Here is a 17,424-nt window from a genome sequence, read left to right as displayed (position 1 = left end):
TTAAAATGGAACGAGGAAAAGGAATTTTTCTAATTATTTTAGGTTCTATTCTCTGGGGTGCAACAGGACCAATGATGGAATGGGTTCTACATAATAGTGAAGTAACCGTGTCATTCTTCCTAACAGTCCGACTGATTGTGGCTGGAATGAGTATACTAATCTTTTTAATGCTACAAAGAAAAAAAGTGTTTGCAATATGGAAGGAGCCCGTTTGGTTAAAGCAATTATTTATTTTTGCGATACTAGGGATGCTAGGAATTCAATACACTTTTATTGCAGCAATTGAGGCTAGTAATGCATCTATAGCCACGCTTCTACAATTCCTTGGTCCTATTTATATTATTATGTACGTTTCCTGGAAGGGGAAGGTCTTTCCTCCTAAGTATCAGGTGATAGGAATAATAGGAACGCTGGTTGGATTGTTTTTATTGCTAACTAATGCACAAATAGGTGGACTATTAATCAGCAACAAGGCGCTGTTTTGGGGGTTATTGCTTGGTATTGCTTTTTCAATATATACCGTCTATCCAGCTAGGCTGATGAAAGAATGGGGTGTACTCGTTGTTGTTGGTTGGGGAATGCTAATTGGTGGGATTGTCCTATCAACTGTCTCTCAAATTTGGAACACTAGTCAATGGAATGAATTGTTGGAATATCCAATTATTATATTCGTGGTACTGATTATTTTTATGGGGACTATTGCATTTGTTATGTTCCTCTCAAGCATGAAATACATAACAGCGGTGGAGACAAGTATTTTATCTAGTATAGAGCCTTTAACAGCGATGATTATATCAGTATTTTGGTTTAATCAAATCCTAGGCGGTTGGCAATACACAGGTGTAGTAGTCATGCTTTTATTTGTGACGTGGCTTTCGGTAGCGGGTGATGTCAATTTGGATTTATTAAAAAAACTTAAAAAAAGAAGAGGATAGAATGCTTTTATATCTCCTTATCGACAAATAAACAGATTATTATTTTTTTTCTATTTATTAGTTATGGGATATGGCATAATAGATTTTACAGTAAATTAATTCGAGTGACGAAGAATTTAGGAGTGTTTTAGATGAAGACCATTTTTTCTTATTTAAAGCCATATAAGTGGCTTGTCATTGCTGCGCTATTTTTTATGCTAGTTGAGCTTTCGGTAGAGCTCATTCAGCCGCTATTAATTGCAGTTATTATAGATGATGGTATCGTCGCGGGGGACCAATCATCTATCATATTTTGGGGAAGTATTATGTTGGTCCTCTCTATCGTGGCATTTTTTGCTGGTATTATTAATACTTTCATAGCTTCTCATGCAGTGCAGAGCTATGGCTACGATATACGTCAGGCCTTGTTTCGACAAGTCCAGTCCTTTACGATGACAACTTTTCTAAAATTTCCAACGTCTAGTTTAATCACTAGACTCACAAGTGACGTTACGATTACTCAAAATCTTATATTTATGGGTCTCCGAATTATGCTTAGAGCTCCATTACTAGTAGTAGGAAGTATTATAATGTCCTTTTTCGTCCATCCAAAGCTAGCACTATATTTAGTTATTGGTGCACCATTTCTATTGGTCTTTCTCTATTTAATGAGTCGAAAAGGATTAACATTGTTTTCCAAAGTACAAAAAAGCGTGGACAGTGTTACACGTAAGATTCAAGAAAACCTGCAGGCAGTTCGTTTGATAAAGGCTTATTTAAGAGGTGATTTCGAATCTAGTAGATTTGGAAAAGTCGCAGACATTCTAAAAGTAGACAATGTAAAAGCATTTCGAATTATGGAGTTAATACTTCCAGTTCTTTTGTTTGTTATGAATGTAAGCTTAATGGCAGTACTATGGTTTGGAGCAAAGGAAATTCAAACTGGTGGCGCGCAAATTGGTGAGCTGGTTGCAATCGTCAATTATGCAATGCGAATGACGGGTGCTTTTTCTATGTTTTCTTTCATTATCATATTCTTTTCACGTGCAAAATCTTCATCTGAACGAATGGAAGAAGTGCTGTTAGTTGAAGATGGCATTGAAAATATTGATAGCCAAATAGTAGAAAATCCTTCTAGTATTGGTAAATTAGAATTTCAAAATGTTTCCTTTACATACCCAGAAACGTTGAACCCTGTGTTACAAGATGTTTCCTTTATAGTAAAGCCTGGTTCTAAGCTTGCCGTCATGGGTGCAACAGGTTCAGGTAAATCTACCTTGCTCAATTTAATCCCACGATTTTTTGATGCGACAGAAGGCAGGATATTGGTTAACGAAAAAGAAGTGCAGCAATGGTCTTTAAAAGAGCTTAGACAAGTGATTGGACTAGTGCCTCAGCAATCGATCCTCTTTACAGGTAGTATTGAAGAAAATCTAGGCTGGGGAGACTCGATGGCTACAGAGGAGTTATTGAAAGAAGCGGCGAAGCAGGCGCAAATACATAATTCCATTGAGCAGTTTCCTGATCAATACGATACTAGGGTAGGCCAAAAAGGAGTTAATTTGTCTGGAGGACAAAAGCAAAGGCTTTCTATTGCTAGAGCATTAGTGCGTAAGCCAGAGATTTTACTATTTGATGATAGTACAAGTGCGTTAGATGTAGCTACAGAGAATGCCTTATGGGAAGCCTTAGAAGGAGAAAATGCTACAATGCTGGTAATAACACAAAAAATTAGAACTGCTAAGGGTGCAGATCAAATACTTCTTCTAGAGGAAGGGCAAGTATCGGCATATGGCACGCACGATGAGCTAATGAAAAATTCTCCTCTGTATAGAGAGATTGCAGAATCGCAACAGGAGGTGGACGAACAAGATGAACTTCATTCGTAAACCTTTTGGCTATGAGCCGGTTATAACAAAGGAAGATTTGAAAAAGAAGAACAAAAAGAAAATTGATAAGGCATCGGATTGGAAGGGTGTGCTTAGTCGCATTTGGAAGCTAGTGGATGAACAGCGCTTTTTACTCATTGTTGTATTGATGTTAGTAGTAGTTAGTTCAGCCCTATCCTTATTAGGACCATATTTAATAGGGGTAATTATTGATGAATATATTTCGGTAAATGTGTTTGAAGGTCTAGCAAGCTTAATTGGCATTTTAATAATTGTCTATGTATTTCTTTCTATCTCAATGTATTTACAAAGCTATTGGATGATTGGAATTTCCCAGCAAACAATCTATAGACTTCGTACAGTTTTGTTTAATAAGCTTCAAAAACTCCCGGTGTCTTTTTTCGATAAGCGTCAGCATGGGGAGCTTATGAGTAGAATGACTAACGATATTGAAAACGTTAGTCAGACGTTAAACTCCTCCTTTATACAAGTCTTCTCTAGCGTTTTAACTTTAGTTGGAACTACGGTCGTTATGCTAATGTTAAGTCCTCTACTAACGCTAGTGACATTAGTCATTGTTCCAGTAATGTTCTTTGCGATGAAATGGATTACCAAAAGAACATCGAAACTTTTCAAGGAACAGCAACAGGCAGTGGGGGAATTGAATGGGATGATTGAGGAAACCATTTCCGGACAGCGAATTGTCAAAGCATTCTCTCAGGAGCAGCGTATGCTAGAGGAATTTGCGGTTAAAAGTGAACGTCTAAAACGAACTGGATTTTGGGCGCTTACATATTCTGGATTTATACCTAAGGTTATGAACCTATTGAACAATACAAGCTTTACATTGGTTGCAGCTGCGGGAGGAGTACTAGCTTACCATGGTTATGTGTCTATTGGAGAAATTGTTATTTTTACAGAATATGCGCGTCAATTTACTAGACCTCTAAACGATTTAGCTAACCAGTTTAATACTGTGCTCTCAGCTATTGTAGGAGCTGAACGTGTTTTTGCAATTATTGATGAGCCAGAAGAAAAGGATACAGCAGTAGATAATAAGGATTATAAGCTCAAAGGTAATGTGGTTTTTGAAAACGTAACCTTTAAATACAATAAAGATGATGAAAAACCAACTATTGATAATGTGTCCTTCAAGGTAGAGGCAGGTCAGACTGCTGCTTTAGTAGGAGCTACGGGTGCTGGTAAAACAACTATTATGCAATTATTAGCTCGTTTTTATGAAGCGAATGATGGTAAGGTTTTAATTGATAATATTGCTATTGACGAAATGCCTAGACATACTTTGAGAAGCCAAACTGCTTTTGTTTTGCAGGATCCATTCCTTTTTGAAATGAGTGTAAAAGAAAATATACAATATGGAAAGCTAAATGCGACAGATGAAGAAATTGTTCAGGCAGCTAAGGAAGCGAATGCACATGAATTTATCACGAAGCTACCTAATGGATATGATACTATTTTATCGGCAGATGGCAGTGAGATAAGTCAGGGGCAAAAGCAACTGCTTTCTATTGCAAGAGCTTTAGTTGCAGATCCAGCAATCTTGTTGTTAGATGAAGCTACCTCGAGCATTGATACTGTAACAGAGCTTAAAATACAAGAAGCACTGGAAAGATTGATGGAAGGTAGAACGAGTTTTGTAATAGCCCATCGCTTAAATACGGTAAGAAAAGCAGATTTAATATTTGTCATGGAAAATGGAAAGCTGATAGAATCAGGATCACAAGAGGAACTTATAAATACGCAAGGTCGTTTTTATAGTATGCTGATGAATTCAAAGATTTAGAAGGGAAGTATGTACATGGACATATCAGTTATGACTGTGTCAATTCCAGTTGACGGTGAAACGTTAGAGGAAATAAAAATATTAGTGGATGAAGCTACTCATGTAGATTTAATCAATTATAGTCATTTGTTAAACGTTACAGAGTTAATGGACTATTTTTTGAAAGGTTTTTGCATATTAGCTTATAATGATGATTCAGACCAATTAGTCGGTATTTTAACTGCCATAGATCGTTTAGGAACAATAGATTATGAATGGAGTGCCTTGGTACTCCCGAGTGCAAGAAAAGCAGGCATAGCAAGCAAAATGTTCCAGGAGCTCAATAGAAACTTAGAGCTAAGGGGAGCTACAGCCGCTATCGCTCTAGTTCCTAATACTGCGACGATAGGTCAAGATATGCTGACAAGTAATGGATACTCTCATGAGATTTCAGAAATTACCATGGTCGCGAATACTGCTCCTGAACAAACGAAAAGTGAATTTGAAATAGCTCCTTTTGTAAATGAAGGAGATGAGCTTATAAATGTTCTGAAGAGTGCATTTGGTGACACTCAAGAAGAAGCAAAAGAAATGATATCCTTTAATTTGCAAACCCCAAATAGAAAGCTGATGCTTGCAAAGCAAGCTAATAAAGTATTAGGTACTGCTACGACGGTAGATAACCAAGAACAGCTATGGATTACAGGTTTAGCCGTGCATAATGATGCAAGAGGTAAGGGAGTAGCAAAGGCTCTGTTAAATTGGTGTAAGCATGAGGCATACATTTTAGGGAAACAACAAGTTTATTTGGATGTAGAAACCGATAATGATATAGCGCTATCAGTTTATCAAAAACAAGGCTTTCAAACAGCAGCGCATACTCTTTTTTATAGAAGAAAAAATTAAAGGAAAGGGTGGTCCAAGAAACTGGATCACCCTTTTTTGTACAGTGAATTAATAACACTAATTGAGCTGAACACGGAAGATTAAGATAACATTTACAAAGTCTAAACATAACCACTATATTCTTTTCATACTATCACTATAAGATGAATGTATAAACATTCAATCGTAAAGGAGAGATCTTATTGGGGTTAAACGAACATCATGTAACAATGAAAAATTCAGACAAAAGGTTACATTCAATGCGGATTACCCACGTAAAACAAAAAATTCAAATCACTCTACAATGGATGATATTAAAAAAAACTCGTCCACCTAAGCGTAAATACATAAAGATTCCACCGAGAATATAGAACCTGCCTCTTTATATAAGAGGTTTTTTTGAAGAGAAATTACATTTATCTCGCTTTAGCAAGTCGCATTTTCAGACAAAGGTTAGGTTAGTCAGGACATGATAATAAAATCCATTTACATATTGTTCCATCAAAAGATATACTAACTATAACAAATATGAGGGAGGTATATTATGAAAATTTATGCACATAGAGGCTCATCTGGAACGCATCCTGAAAACACTATTTCGGCCTTTAAAGCAGCAGCAGCTTTACCTGTACATGGAGTAGAATTTGATGTTCATATGACAAAAGATGGAGAACTTGTAGTTATCCACGATGAGAAAATTAATCGAACTTCCAATGGACAAGGTTATGTGAAGGATATGACGCTAGCGCAATTAGAATCCTACGATTTTGGTGCATGGTTCTCATCAAAATTTAAAGGTGAAAAGATCCCCACTCTAAGAGAAGTTTTATATGTGTTTAAGGATACTCATCATCATATTAATATTGAATTGAAGTCTGACGTTTTTCCATACGAAGGAATGGAAGAGAAAGCAATCAATATGTTAAGAGATTATAGATTAGTAAATCGTGTCGTTATTTCCTCCTTTAATCATGAAATGATACAAAGTTTTAAAGAGAAGGCTCCAGAGGTGGAGACAGCTATCTTATTCATGGAAGTGATGGTGGCCCCACATTTATATGCGGAGGCTGTAGGAGCGGATGCCTTGCACACTTTCTTTCCGACGGTATTTAGAAGAATGGGACAAGAAGCAGTAGCAAGTGGAAAAAAAGTACGCGTCTTCACTGTAAATGAAGAGGCTTATGTGGATATGTTAATGTCAGTAGGAATAGATGCCATTTTTACTGACTATCCAAAGAAAATGCTAGACTACTTAAATAATCGAAAATAATAAAAAAGATAGTGTGAAATCACACTATCTTTTTTTATATAGACATTCTAAATAGATCAAGACCTAATGCTCATGACGTTTTTATTGAGCGGAGAAATTTATAAATAATATATTACCATTACGGACAAATCTGGTGTTGAAAGTAACAAAACAACCTTTGAGGTTACATTTACAATTTGATAGCCATAACCAAAGCGCAATTACTATTCTTAAAGCTCGAAGATATTCTAGTTTAGTGAACTAGAATAAAAATGAAATAATTATGTAGTAGCTTGTTTTGTTGCAAGCAATTTATTTTTTGTTGATTGGAGCGACAGGCGGCGACTCCAGCGGGATGAGTGAGACAGATAAGCCATCCCAAACGACGCGTAAGCGACGGGTATGGCTTATCGCTCACCCCGCGGAAAGCGTCCGACTAAAGCGGAAATCACTCACTTTGATTTAATATACATATGCTTTTTCTAAAAAAATCATTTATTTCCTTAATAACAAATACATAAAGTAAGGTGCGCCTATTAACGCGACTACAATTCCGGTAGGGATGCCACTCGGCTCGATAACATTTCTTCCGATAGTATCTGCTAACAGAAGCAACCAGCCACCTAAAAGAATACAAATAGGCAAAAACAGCTGATGACGTGGGCCTACAAGAGACTTTGCTATATGTGGAGCCATGAGTCCTATAAAAGCAATTCCTCCAGTTACACTAACTGCTGACGCAGCTAGAGCTACTGCTACTAAAAGAAAAATAATACGTTCTTTTTCAATAGAGACGCCTACTCCAATTGCAGCGGGCTCACTTAAACCTAAGAGATTTAGGCGATTAGCACGATACATAGTAAAAGGAACTAAAACAATGAGCCATGGAAGAAGAGCTAAAATGAATGGCCAATCAGCTCCCCATATATTACCTGCTAGCCATTTAGCTATAAAGTCGACCTTTTGCGTCTCCGCAGAGGAAATAATAACAATCATTAATCCCGAAAGAGCCATTGAAAAACCAACACCAATGAGAACTAAACGAACAGGCTGCAATCCAATTTCTCGATTATAGGAAAAAATATAAATGACAAATGCTGTTATTAAAGCTCCTAAAAATGCTACAAGAGGAAGCATATATATGAAGGAGCCAGGCTGTATAGGAAAGTAGAGAAAGAAAACAGCAATTGCAACACCAGCCCCAGAATTTATCCCAATTATTCCGGGATCAGCCAAATCGTTCCTAGTAACTCCCTGCAAAATTGCACCGGATAGAGCTAAAGCCATTCCGGCTAATAAGGTAATAATAATTCTAGGTAAGCGAACAGAAAAAAATACAAATTCCTCTTTAAAAGACCCATTCCCTAGAATAGTTGGCAACAACCGGTTAAAGGATAGGGAAGAGTAGCCGATTCCAGCGCTTAGAAAAGCCGTTAATAAGATTAAAGCAAGAAGACTAAAAAATAGTATTCGTTGTTTTTTTATTGTTTTTGGATGAATCATTGAAATACTTTACCCCCTTTTCGTACGATGATTAGAAAGAAGGGTAAGCCCATTATAGCAATGATTGCAGCAACAGGAGTCTCATAAGGCATATTTATGGTGCGCCCAATCGTATCGGCAAGAACCATAAGAATGGCTCCTACTATTGCTGACATAGGGATGATGAATCGATAATCCGTTCCAACAATAGCTCGAACTATATGTGGAACCATCAGCCCAACAAAAGCCATGTTCCCTACAAGTGCCACCGAAGATCCAGCAAGTAAAATAACCACTATGAAGAGTACCATTTTCACTAAAAGTATTCTTTGCCCAAGACCAACTGCTACCTCTTCATTTAAACTTAAAATTGTTAGCTGTCTGGAAAGAAGCAGTGAAACCAATATCCCTAAAATAATAAAAGGGGAGATTATTTGTAGCTGACTCCAAGATGTACCTATTAAGCCTCCTGAAGTCCACATAGACACATTCTTAGAGATTTTAAAATAGATACCTACTCCATCTGCAATTGCATACAGGAAAGCAGAAACTGCAGCCCCCGCAAGAACAATACGTAAAGGAGAAAAACCTCCTTTTCTTGCTGCCCCTATACTAAAAACCATGATGGCACCCACAGCAGAGCCTATAAAGCAGGCGATTGTAATACCCAAGTAATTGGTTGCAGGAAGAAGGGCAATAGTTACCGCTAACGCAGCATTTGCTCCTGAGGTCAGACCTAACAAACCAGGATCCGCTAAAGGATTTCGTGTTATACCTTGCATAATAGCTCCTGAAATTGCCAGAGCAGCCCCTACTAAAACTGCTCCAACTTCTCTAGGAAGACGGATTTCTCGCAGTATATTAATAGAATCACTTTTGATAGTAGAGAAAACAGCATTCCATACATCCTGCACAGTTGTTTGAGCAGCTCCGAGCACCAAAGCTAAACAAAACACAACAATAAGCAACAGGCCCCCGATTAAAAATTTTAAACTGAAATGCGCAGAAGATTTCATATTATTATTCCTTTCCTAACATGAAGAAGGAGGAATTCCTAATATGAATCCCTCCAACATATTTATTTACTGTTCAAAAATTGTTCTTTAAAAAATTCTAGCTGATTATCTAATGAAATTGGATCGTTGAAATAAAATTCTTCTGCATTTGCCTCAAAGACACGTCCGTTTTTTACTGCAGGAATATTTTTATATACATCTGTTTCTTGGAAAGAGTTATCTTGAGTGGAAACCTTGCTGAAAATGATATAGTCTCCTGCATATTCAGGAAGAACTTCTAATGATAAGGCATAATATCCATCCTTTAAAGCCATTTCCTGTACTTTCTTAGGCATTGCTAGATTCATTTCCTGATAGAGAATTTCTGTCCCTCGTCCCCAGTTATCGCCGAAAACATAAATTTGTTTGTCAAAATTTTCAATGACAGAAACAGTTGCATCGTCCCCAATTTTTGCTTTTATTTCTTCGCCAGCTTTTTGTGCACGCTCTTTAAAATCATCAATCCATTCCTGAGCCTCTTTTTCCTTGTTTAATAACTTTCCTATTTCTAATTGCTGTTCCAAGTAGTCTACTTTTCCATATGTGAAAGTTACTGTAGGAGCAATCTCTTTTAATTTATCAAGATTTTGAGCAGTGGAAAGTCCAATGATTAAATCAGGATCTAATTCAATGATTTTTTCCAGATTTTCTTCTGAAATCTCTTCTACATCCGCAAAGTATTCATTAAATTGAGGATTTGATTTAGCCCAAGCGTCCACACCAACAATGTTTACTCCAAGTGAAGCTACATTTCCCGCATAGGTAGAGACTACTACCACACGTTTCGGATTTGCAGGAACTTCGATAGGGCCTTCCTCGGATTCATATGTAATAGTATCAGTTTCATTTTTATCATTATTGCTATTTGCGTCTGTATTACTAGACTCATCACTATTACAAGCAGCTAATGTTAATATAAGTAAAATTAAAAACGGCATTAATAGCTTTTTCATTTTTTATATTCTCCCTTAAGTAAGTTATAAGTGATGCACATAGGTTTATTTGTTCGGGGATCTTTACCTATTTCTGCATCAATTTGGAACACATTTCTTAACACATCTTTTGAAATAACTTCATTGCTATCTCCGGCTTTAACAATTTGTCCACCTTTTAGTGCAATTATATAATCAGCAAAACGAGCCGCCTGGTTTAAATCATGTAAAACCATTACAATTGTTCTCTTTTCTTGTTGATTTAATTTTTGTAAAAGCTCTAATACCTCTAATTGGTGTGCCATATCCAGATAAGTGGTTGGCTCATCTAAAAAGATGATTTCGGTTTCCTGTGCAAGAGCCATAGCAATCCATACTCTTTGGCGTTGTCCGCCTGAAAGTGAATCTACTGGTAGATATTTAAAATTGATCGTCCCAGTTACTTCCAAAGCCCAATCAATTACTTCATAATCTTTTTGGCTTAGGCGTCCAAACCCATTTTGATAGGGGAATCGACCATATGACACAAGCTCTCCAACTGTGAGTCCACTTGCACTCTCAGGAGTTTGAGGAAGGATCGCCATCTTTTTAGCTAGTACTTTAGTGTTTTCCCTTGAGACTGTTTTGCCATCTAGAACAATGGAGCCAGAGTGATGGGGAATAATCCGAGTGATAGCTTTTAGTAGGGTGGATTTTCCACAGCCATTAGGTCCGATAATCGTCGTAATTTTTTGATCGGGAATCTGTACAGAAAGATCCTTCACTATGAGTTTTTCGCCGTAAACTATAGACAAATCCTCTGTAAAAAGGCGAACCATTTCAAAACCTCCAAACTAACAGTTGATAAAATTAGTGATAACGATTATCATTATCATAAAGAAACTATATGGAATTTTTGGACAGAAGTCAACAATAACTTTTAGAGGAGACTAAAGCATATGCAGGATGTATTTGATGTAACAATCATTGGTGGTGGTCCAGCAGGATTATATTCAGCTTTTTATAGTGGATTACGAGAAATGAGGACAAAAATTATTGAATTTCAGCCTCAGTTGGGCGGAAAAATACATGTATACCCTGAAAAAATGATATGGGATGTAGGGGGACAGCCTCCTATATCAGGTGAACGTTTGATAGGTCAGCTGGTGGAGCAGGGGCTAACGTTTAATCCAGAGGTTGTATTAAATGAAAAGGTAGAATCCATCACCAAAAGCAATGAAAAGATTTTTTGCTTAACAACTGCATCCGGTCAAGTCCATTACTCTAAGACGATTATCCTCGCTATCGGAGGTGGGATTCTTAATCCACTTAAGTTAGATATAGAAGGGGCAGAACGTTTTGAAGTAAGTAATTTAAATTACACTATTAAATCTAAACGTCGCTTCAAGGATAAAACGGTTATTATCTCTGGCGGTGGAAACTCTGCGATTGATTGGGCAAACGAGCTGGAGCCAATTGCAAAAAAGGTTTATGTTACTTACAGAAAAGATGCATTAAACGGACATGAGGCGCAAATTACTCAATTGATGAACAGTACGGTCACCTGCTTATTTAATACGTCTATCTCTAAATTAATTGCGTCGAATAACCATGAAATTATCGAGCAAGTGGCGTTGACGAATAATGAAACAGGAGAAGTGAACTTCTTAGACATTGATGAGGTAATTATCAATCATGGCTATGAAAGAGACGCGGAACTTATTGAAAATAGTACAGTCAACATTGCGGTAAAGGATGAATATTACGTAGACGGTACAAGTACAAGCGAGACATCCGTAGCAGGCATTTATGCCGCTGGGGACATATTAGCTCATCCCGGGAAGCTCCATTTAATAGCGGGTACATTTCAGGACGCAGCTAACGCTGTAAACCGTGCAAAACGTTTTATTCAGCCAGATGCCCATAGTGCAGCAATGGTTTCCTCTCATAATGAGATTTTTAAAGAAAAAAATAAACAAATGCTTGAGCTACTTATTTAAAAAGTGAAGTTCAATTATTACTAGAGTGAACAGCAAAGATAGCTTATCAACTAACAAAAGGATCGTAGCCTGCATTTCTTTAGAATCCTTTAATAATATTGTTCATTTCATGTAAAATTGTTGGCATGCTGAAATTGATTTAAATATATATGTTTTAGACAAGAGGGTGCAAAAGAATTAATTCTTTTGCACCCTCTTGTTTATATCTTACCATTTGGCCTTATGCTCTTCTATACATCCAAGCATCTGTAGAATCTGTAAAGTTGGGCCATCCTCCAATTGGATTTTTCCATTGTAGTAACCCATCATCTGGTTTACTTCTGATGAAACCAGTTTTGCATCTGTCTTAGCTACTCTATGGAAGAAGGGGGTAAAGGTTAAATCTACATCATTAGAAAACTTCGTTTTAATCGTCCATGGTACCATGAAGTCATTTGTTTGATAGTGAAAAATCAAATCCTCATGAATCTTCGTTAAGATTCCATCTACAATCACAGCATTTTCAGTCATACCAGTTCCGTCAGTCCATTTACCTCCAAGGTTTAAGCCAATTCGTTTTAAGCCTACACGTTGTGAAGCAAACCCCCAGTTCCATGTTGCTTGACGCGGCCAGACCCCTCTTCCATAGTCCAAGACTGCAAAGTTGTCATGCTCCTGAAGGTGATAGCGGGAATCTCCCATTTTTACAAAACCCTTGGTAGGTAAGAGGTGGTGCTTTGCGGTAAATTGAAATTGAGTCCTATTCCAAGGAATCACCACATTCAGGGAATCATCGTCTGGTGGATGGGTGATATGTATGTCAGCGTGTAACATTTCTCCATCAAAATTAGGAACAGTAACTGTCATATGGGTCTCATTTTGAATATACAAAAGTTGGATGGACATTTCCTCCGAATGAAGGTGAACGCTTTCTAATACCTGATCAGGCATCTTAACTTTATTGCCTAAGGGAATGGTTACGGTCTTTTCAACAAAGCGTTGTGTTTCGTAATTCAGGAAATAGACAAAGCAGACGGCTGCGTAGTCTAAGTGGCTAATAGTTGCTGAGAATAGAATTTCATCTCCAAACACACACCAGTAATTCCACTTTTTCTTCCGCATATAATGACCCTTTAAGTTACTTTCAATTATTGGCTTTCTAGCAAAACCTATTGCCTTGGGATTTAGATTCCCTTTATCATCGCATAGCAAAGTCGGCGAGGTGATTTCCTTTTCTGCATGTTGTCGCATAAGCCAACTTCCTTTCCTAAAATATAAATTGAATTCACAAAAAATTTCCAGTTACCTTCATACTAGCATATATTTTCGATGAATACATATAAACAGAATAGAAGGAGGTGGAAATTTTGGTAAAATATAATCGGCAAGCAGCAGTTCAGTACGCGGAAACATGGTGGAATAGCTATAACCCTAATTTTCCTATTTTTGATGTGGACTGTACGAATTATATTTCTCAATGCTTGCTCGCTGGAGGCGCTCCTATGAGAGGGCAGCCTAATAGGCAGAAAGGTTGGTGGTTAGGAAACAATACATGGAGTCTAAGTTGGTCAACACCCCATTCTTTACGCTGGTACCTAGCTGGCTCTACTATTGGGCTACAAGCCAAACAAGTGAATTCAGCGCAAGAACTGATTCTTGGAGATCTAATATTTTATGATTTTGAGGGAGACGGCAGATGGGATCATTCAACAATCGTAACACGTATTCAAGATGGAGTACCCTACGTAAATGCGCACACTAATAATAGTAGAAACAGGTACTGGGACTATCATGACTCATATGCTTATACATCAAATACGAAATATATATTCTTCCATGTTAAGGACGATTTCTAAGGGGTTTTATAAGGAGGAGAAAAGGGAGGGCGAATAAAACGCCCTTTCTTTTTATTTGTTTATATGACTGATTAGCAACTAGTCGTGATTATTATGATTATTGAAATTGACGATTTCTTTCAACAAGTTCTACTTACGTGTAAAAAGTGTTCAAAACAGCGACTAAAGCAAAAGTACCTCAATGCTAAAGAATTAGTATTAGAGACAAGTAATCTTACAAATGTATTTTCAGACTTCAAAATTTTGAACAAATACCTTATTCCAACAATATAAAAGTTGATTTTGTAATTGATACTGATACAGATAGGATTTACTCACCCTCTTATTAAACTAACTGGACCTTTACTTCTAGAACTCCTTTTTCAAAAGCCGGTTGAATATTATGTTAATATTAGTTTAAACAGATATAGAGGAGGGAATTTACATTTATGATAAAAATCGTCGGGCAAAAAGTTGAATTGAAAGAGGCTAACCAACAAGATATTGATGACTTATATTATTGGAAGTATGAAGATAAGAAACAAGAAGCGAAGAAATGGAATGGCCCTTACATACCTGAGACTAAAATAACAAAAGAAGAGTTTAAAATAAATTGGGATAAAGACTATGAAATTGCACCCAACACTCCTAATTCATTAATCATTTTTGTAGGAAATAAATTAATTGGAACGGTAGGCTCTTATTGGGTAGATAAAAACACTAATTGGTTAGAAACTGGAATAGTCATTTATGATAACAATTACTGGAATGGTGGCTATGGAACCGAGGCTTATAAACTCTGGATAGATTTCTTATTCAGTTCTACTGATTTACATAGGTTAGGAATGTCAACGTGGTCAGGTAATGTAAGGATGATGAAGGTAGCAGAAAGAATTGGGATGAAAGAAGAAGCACGAATAAGAAACGCTAGAATGGTTGACGGGGAATATTTTGATGCAATTAAGATGGGAATGTTACGAGAAGAATGGGAAGAAAAACAGGGAATTGATAAATCTAAAGCATCCTTTTTAATGCACTAACGGGTGCTTAAGTAAAAAATGAACATCAAAATGGAATGAGCTTGGAGATATATTCTCCAGCTCATTTTTTATGGCTTTTCAAAATCAAACTTTAGCTTTAATATGGCATGCAGATTTAAGGGGCGTACCATAATACTGCAATTGTATCCTCCCCTGCGTGTACTGCTAGTGAGGTACTTATTTCTCCTATAACTATGTCTAATTGTGGACAGTGAAGCAAAAGGGCTTCTTTTAAATCATTTGCTTGTTGTAGGGCATTGGCATGCATAATATAAATCGTCTTACTTCCTTCATTATTTGCTGAATCAACCACTTTATTGATTAAATACTGAATTGCCTTTTTATGTGATCTAACTTTATCGAGCTCTTGTAATTCGCCTTTATTGTTTATCTGTATTACAGGTTTTATTTTTAACAGAGTGCCTAAGTAAAACTGAGCGCTACTTAACCTTCCACCTTTATAAAGCTGCGTAAGATTCCCTATTAAAATATAATTTTTGAATTTAGTAGCCTCTGTCTTTAAATAGGCCACTATTTCTTTGTAAGGAATTCCATCTTCATCAAGCTTCATTCCCTTTTCTACCAGCCCGGTAATCCCTGCTGATAGAGAAAGAGAATCGATACAATCAACTTCTACTTGGGCAATTTGCGCTCCAGCTACAGACGAGGAAAGGGTACCACTTAAGCTTTGTGAAACATGAATGGCGATAATAGAGCTATATTCGGTGCTTAGTTTTGTATACAATTGAGCAAATTCTCCAGCTGAAGGCTGTGAGGTTTTTATGGAATCAGCCCCGTTTCTGATTCGCTCATACAACTGCTCGGACGTCAAATCGACACCATCGACAAATTGTTCCGTTCCAAAGTGAATGTTAATAGGTACAACATATACGTCTGGATGATTTCTTAATAAATTACTTATATAAGCACTGCTATCTACTACCCATGCGATTTTTTGTGAGGTCATTACTTACATCCTATCTATTTTAATTTTAATCATAATTAGGAAATCATACTCCTGTTAAATTCTTTAATATCAATTAATTTAAATTGGATTTGTTCCACCAACGTTCATGCCAGGAATCTACTACATCATGTCGGTGTTTTATTATAATGATTATAATTATTAAGGAAAGAGGGGCCAAATCTTGATATTCCGGTATAACTAAACATAGAATACCGTATGCACTAAAGGCTAAAATCATGCTTAATGTTGCACTGCGGATAACGGAAAGTAAGAGTAGAAAAACGACTGCCAGCATTCCGAACAAAAAAGGGTTAAGAGCAAGTGACACCCCTATAAAGGTAGCAATTCCTTTTCCTCCTTTTCCTTTTAACCAAAGGGGGTAAAGGTGACCAATTATAACGAAGAAAGCCCCGGTAGCAATAGTAAGGGTAGAGAAATCTAAAACATAGCCTACATAAAGAACTAGAATCCCTTTTAATGCATCACCAACGAAGGTTAAACCAAAGGCTGCCTTCCCTAAAACTGCGCCAGCATTCCTAGCGCCGAGGTTGCCACTGCGTTCCGTCCTTAAATCTGTATTTTTCCACTTACCGACCCACCAGGCTGTAAGGAAATTACCAACAAAATAGCTGAAAATCCAGTAGAGTAGGAGCAATGTATCACCTCAAAAATGTTAGTAATGTATTAATACACAAAAGAAAAAATTCCCATTTGTTTTATTTTACACTAAGATTTAAAGTAACGTTACATAAAACTAGGTAACAACTGAAAGACTTTTAAACTCTGATATAAATTGGTATGATTGAATGGATGAAAAAGACTGACAATTAAGAGGGTGTAATAATGAATGAACAATCATTGACGGTAAAAGATGCAATTATTCAAAGAAGATCTATAAAATTATTTAATGGACAGCCTGTAGACAGAGAAGTGCTACTATCTATTTTGGAGGATGCCCTATGGGCGCCTAATCACCAGCTAAGACAGCCATGGCGCTTTATCGTCGCATGTGGGTCAGAATTAAATGAATTACATGAGCTGTTAAAAGAATATGGGATACCGAAATGGCATGAGCTTTCAGAGGATGCCTTAGAAAAACAAATGCAAAAGTATAAAAATCCAGGTGGTTATGTATTTGTTATTGTTCCAGAGGATGCACGCCAAAAGGAACGTTTAGAGGATTATGCTGCAGCTAGCATGCTTGTTCAAAATATCCAGTTGTTAGCATGGGATCGAGGCATCGGATCATGCTGGAAAACGCCAGGATTCCTAGATAATCCAAAATTTCGTGAATCTTTAGGAGTAAAGCCAGGAGAACGTATCATTAGCATGTTACAGGTCGGTTATTATGACGAGGCTCCTAAACCAAAACCACGAAAGAGTATAGAAGAAGTTATCACATTCTTTGGAAACGAGAACTAACTAATATTGAGGC

At 37.0% G+C, this 17,424-nt stretch carries 16 protein-coding genes; 9 read left to right on the top strand and 7 right to left on the bottom strand.

Annotation, left to right across the window (positions count from 1 at the left end; genetic code table 11):
• The first annotated feature begins 5 nt into the window (after positions 1–5).
• From H9650_RS08075 to H9650_RS08055, 5 genes are all read left to right on the top strand, one after another.
• On the top strand, positions 6–935 hold the full coding sequence (locus H9650_RS08075) for a DMT family transporter (protein ID WP_191696956.1): 930 nt from the start codon (positions 6–8) through the stop codon (positions 933–935).
• 131 nt (positions 936–1,066) lie between these two features.
• On the top strand, positions 1,067–2,803 hold the full coding sequence (locus H9650_RS08070; protein ID WP_191696955.1) for an ABC transporter ATP-binding protein: 1,737 nt from the start codon (positions 1,067–1,069) through the stop codon (positions 2,801–2,803).
• Positions 2,787–4,607, top strand: a complete 1,821-nt coding sequence (locus tag H9650_RS08065) for an ABC transporter ATP-binding protein (protein WP_191696954.1) — start codon at positions 2,787–2,789, stop codon at positions 4,605–4,607. Before H9650_RS08070 ends, H9650_RS08065 begins: the two co-directional genes overlap by 17 nt.
• Positions 4,608–4,622: 15 nt before the next feature.
• Positions 4,623–5,492 carry a GNAT family N-acetyltransferase gene (locus tag H9650_RS08060; protein WP_191696953.1) on the top strand — a complete coding sequence of 290 codons (870 nt, stop codon included), beginning with the start codon at positions 4,623–4,625 and terminating at the stop codon, positions 5,490–5,492.
• A gap of 523 nt (positions 5,493–6,015) precedes the next feature.
• Complete coding sequence (locus H9650_RS08055; RefSeq protein WP_144539938.1) at positions 6,016–6,741, top strand: glycerophosphodiester phosphodiesterase; 726 nt, start codon at positions 6,016–6,018, stop codon at positions 6,739–6,741.
• Between the two features lie 474 nt (positions 6,742–7,215).
• On the opposite strand, the gene H9650_RS08050 is transcribed toward H9650_RS08055, so the two are convergent.
• The 4 genes from H9650_RS08050 to H9650_RS08035 form a co-directional block, all read right to left on the bottom strand.
• Positions 7,216–8,223 (bottom strand): FecCD family ABC transporter permease, encoded by a 1,008-nt coding sequence (locus tag H9650_RS08050; protein ID WP_144539936.1) that lies wholly within the window; start codon positions 8,221–8,223, stop codon positions 7,216–7,218.
• Positions 8,220–9,218, bottom strand: coding sequence for a FecCD family ABC transporter permease (locus tag H9650_RS08045; RefSeq protein WP_191696952.1), 999 nt, complete (start codon positions 9,216–9,218; stop codon positions 8,220–8,222). The genes H9650_RS08050 and H9650_RS08045 overlap by 4 nt, the downstream gene beginning before the upstream one ends.
• A 62-nt stretch (positions 9,219–9,280) precedes the next feature.
• The gene (locus H9650_RS08040) at positions 9,281–10,210 is read right to left on the bottom strand and encodes an iron-hydroxamate ABC transporter substrate-binding protein (RefSeq protein ID WP_191696951.1); all 930 of its coding nucleotides are present in this window, start codon (positions 10,208–10,210) and stop codon (positions 9,281–9,283) included.
• Positions 10,207–11,007, bottom strand: coding sequence for an ABC transporter ATP-binding protein (locus H9650_RS08035; protein WP_191696950.1), 801 nt, complete (start codon positions 11,005–11,007; stop codon positions 10,207–10,209). The genes H9650_RS08040 and H9650_RS08035 overlap by 4 nt, the downstream gene beginning before the upstream one ends.
• A 120-nt stretch (positions 11,008–11,127) precedes the next feature.
• On the opposite strand from H9650_RS08035, the gene H9650_RS08030 reads away from it, so the two are divergent.
• Positions 11,128–12,168, top strand: a complete 1,041-nt coding sequence (locus H9650_RS08030; protein WP_144539928.1) for an NAD(P)/FAD-dependent oxidoreductase — start codon at positions 11,128–11,130, stop codon at positions 12,166–12,168.
• Between the two features lie 207 nt (positions 12,169–12,375).
• Here H9650_RS08030 and H9650_RS08025 read toward each other — a convergent pair whose 3' ends face one another.
• Positions 12,376–13,398, bottom strand: coding sequence for a DUF2804 domain-containing protein (locus H9650_RS08025; RefSeq protein WP_144539927.1), 1,023 nt, complete (start codon positions 13,396–13,398; stop codon positions 12,376–12,378).
• Between the two features lie 113 nt (positions 13,399–13,511).
• Between H9650_RS08025 and H9650_RS08020 the strand changes: the two genes are divergently transcribed.
• Together H9650_RS08020 and H9650_RS08015 are read left to right on the top strand one after the other, a co-directional pair.
• Positions 13,512–14,003, top strand: coding sequence for an amidase domain-containing protein (locus H9650_RS08020; protein WP_144540060.1), 492 nt, complete (start codon positions 13,512–13,514; stop codon positions 14,001–14,003).
• Between the two features lie 428 nt (positions 14,004–14,431).
• Positions 14,432–15,022, top strand: a complete 591-nt coding sequence (locus H9650_RS08015; protein WP_191696949.1) for a GNAT family N-acetyltransferase — start codon at positions 14,432–14,434, stop codon at positions 15,020–15,022.
• Positions 15,023–15,137: 115 nt separating this feature from the next.
• Here the strand turns inward: H9650_RS08015 and H9650_RS08010 are convergent, their stop codons facing one another.
• Both H9650_RS08010 and H9650_RS08005 read right to left on the bottom strand, forming a co-directional pair.
• Positions 15,138–15,989 carry a DegV family protein gene (locus tag H9650_RS08010; protein WP_191696948.1) on the bottom strand — a complete coding sequence of 284 codons (852 nt, stop codon included), beginning with the start codon at positions 15,987–15,989 and terminating at the stop codon, positions 15,138–15,140.
• A 73-nt stretch (positions 15,990–16,062) separates the two neighbouring features.
• On the bottom strand, positions 16,063–16,644 hold the full coding sequence (locus H9650_RS08005; protein ID WP_191696947.1) for a glycerol-3-phosphate acyltransferase: 582 nt from the start codon (positions 16,642–16,644) through the stop codon (positions 16,063–16,065).
• Positions 16,645–16,832: 188 nt separating this feature from the next.
• Here H9650_RS08005 and H9650_RS08000 point away from each other — a divergent pair, with 188 nt between their 5' ends.
• Positions 16,833–17,411 carry a nitroreductase family protein gene (locus H9650_RS08000; RefSeq protein ID WP_144539919.1) on the top strand — a complete coding sequence of 193 codons (579 nt, stop codon included), beginning with the start codon at positions 16,833–16,835 and terminating at the stop codon, positions 17,409–17,411.
• The last annotated feature ends 13 nt before the right edge of the window (positions 17,412–17,424 follow it).

This window comes from Psychrobacillus faecigallinarum, from assembly GCF_014836595.1.
Lineage (GTDB): Bacteria > Bacillota > Bacilli > Bacillales_A > Planococcaceae > Psychrobacillus > Psychrobacillus faecigallinarum.
The sequence above is the reverse complement of the archived record's forward strand: the minus strand, read 5'-3'. Positions and strand labels throughout refer to the sequence as shown.

Coding starts and splice junctions, on each gene's coding strand:
- H9650_RS08035 (WP_191696950.1), bottom strand. CDS start 11,007: ATGGTTCGCCTTTTTACAGAGGATTTGTCTATAGTTTACGGCGAAAAA.
- H9650_RS08045 (WP_191696952.1), bottom strand. CDS start 9,218: ATGAAATCTTCTGCGCATTTCAGTTTAAAATTTTTAATCGGGGGCCTG.
- H9650_RS08030 (WP_144539928.1), top strand. CDS start 11,128: ATGCAGGATGTATTTGATGTAACAATCATTGGTGGTGGTCCAGCAGGA.
- H9650_RS08040 (WP_191696951.1), bottom strand. CDS start 10,210: ATGAAAAAGCTATTAATGCCGTTTTTAATTTTACTTATATTAACATTA.
- H9650_RS08015 (WP_191696949.1), top strand. CDS start 14,432: ATGATAAAAATCGTCGGGCAAAAAGTTGAATTGAAAGAGGCTAACCAA.
- H9650_RS08055 (WP_144539938.1), top strand. CDS start 6,016: ATGAAAATTTATGCACATAGAGGCTCATCTGGAACGCATCCTGAAAAC.
- H9650_RS08050 (WP_144539936.1), bottom strand. CDS start 8,223: ATGATTCATCCAAAAACAATAAAAAAACAACGAATACTATTTTTTAGT.
- H9650_RS08070 (WP_191696955.1), top strand. CDS start 1,067: ATGAAGACCATTTTTTCTTATTTAAAGCCATATAAGTGGCTTGTCATT.
- H9650_RS08025 (WP_144539927.1), bottom strand. CDS start 13,398: ATGCGACAACATGCAGAAAAGGAAATCACCTCGCCGACTTTGCTATGC.
- H9650_RS08075 (WP_191696956.1), top strand. CDS start 6: ATGGAACGAGGAAAAGGAATTTTTCTAATTATTTTAGGTTCTATTCTC.
- H9650_RS08000 (WP_144539919.1), top strand. CDS start 16,833: ATGAATGAACAATCATTGACGGTAAAAGATGCAATTATTCAAAGAAGA.
- H9650_RS08010 (WP_191696948.1), bottom strand. CDS start 15,989: ATGACCTCACAAAAAATCGCATGGGTAGTAGATAGCAGTGCTTATATA.
- H9650_RS08060 (WP_191696953.1), top strand. CDS start 4,623: ATGGACATATCAGTTATGACTGTGTCAATTCCAGTTGACGGTGAAACG.
- H9650_RS08065 (WP_191696954.1), top strand. CDS start 2,787: ATGAACTTCATTCGTAAACCTTTTGGCTATGAGCCGGTTATAACAAAG.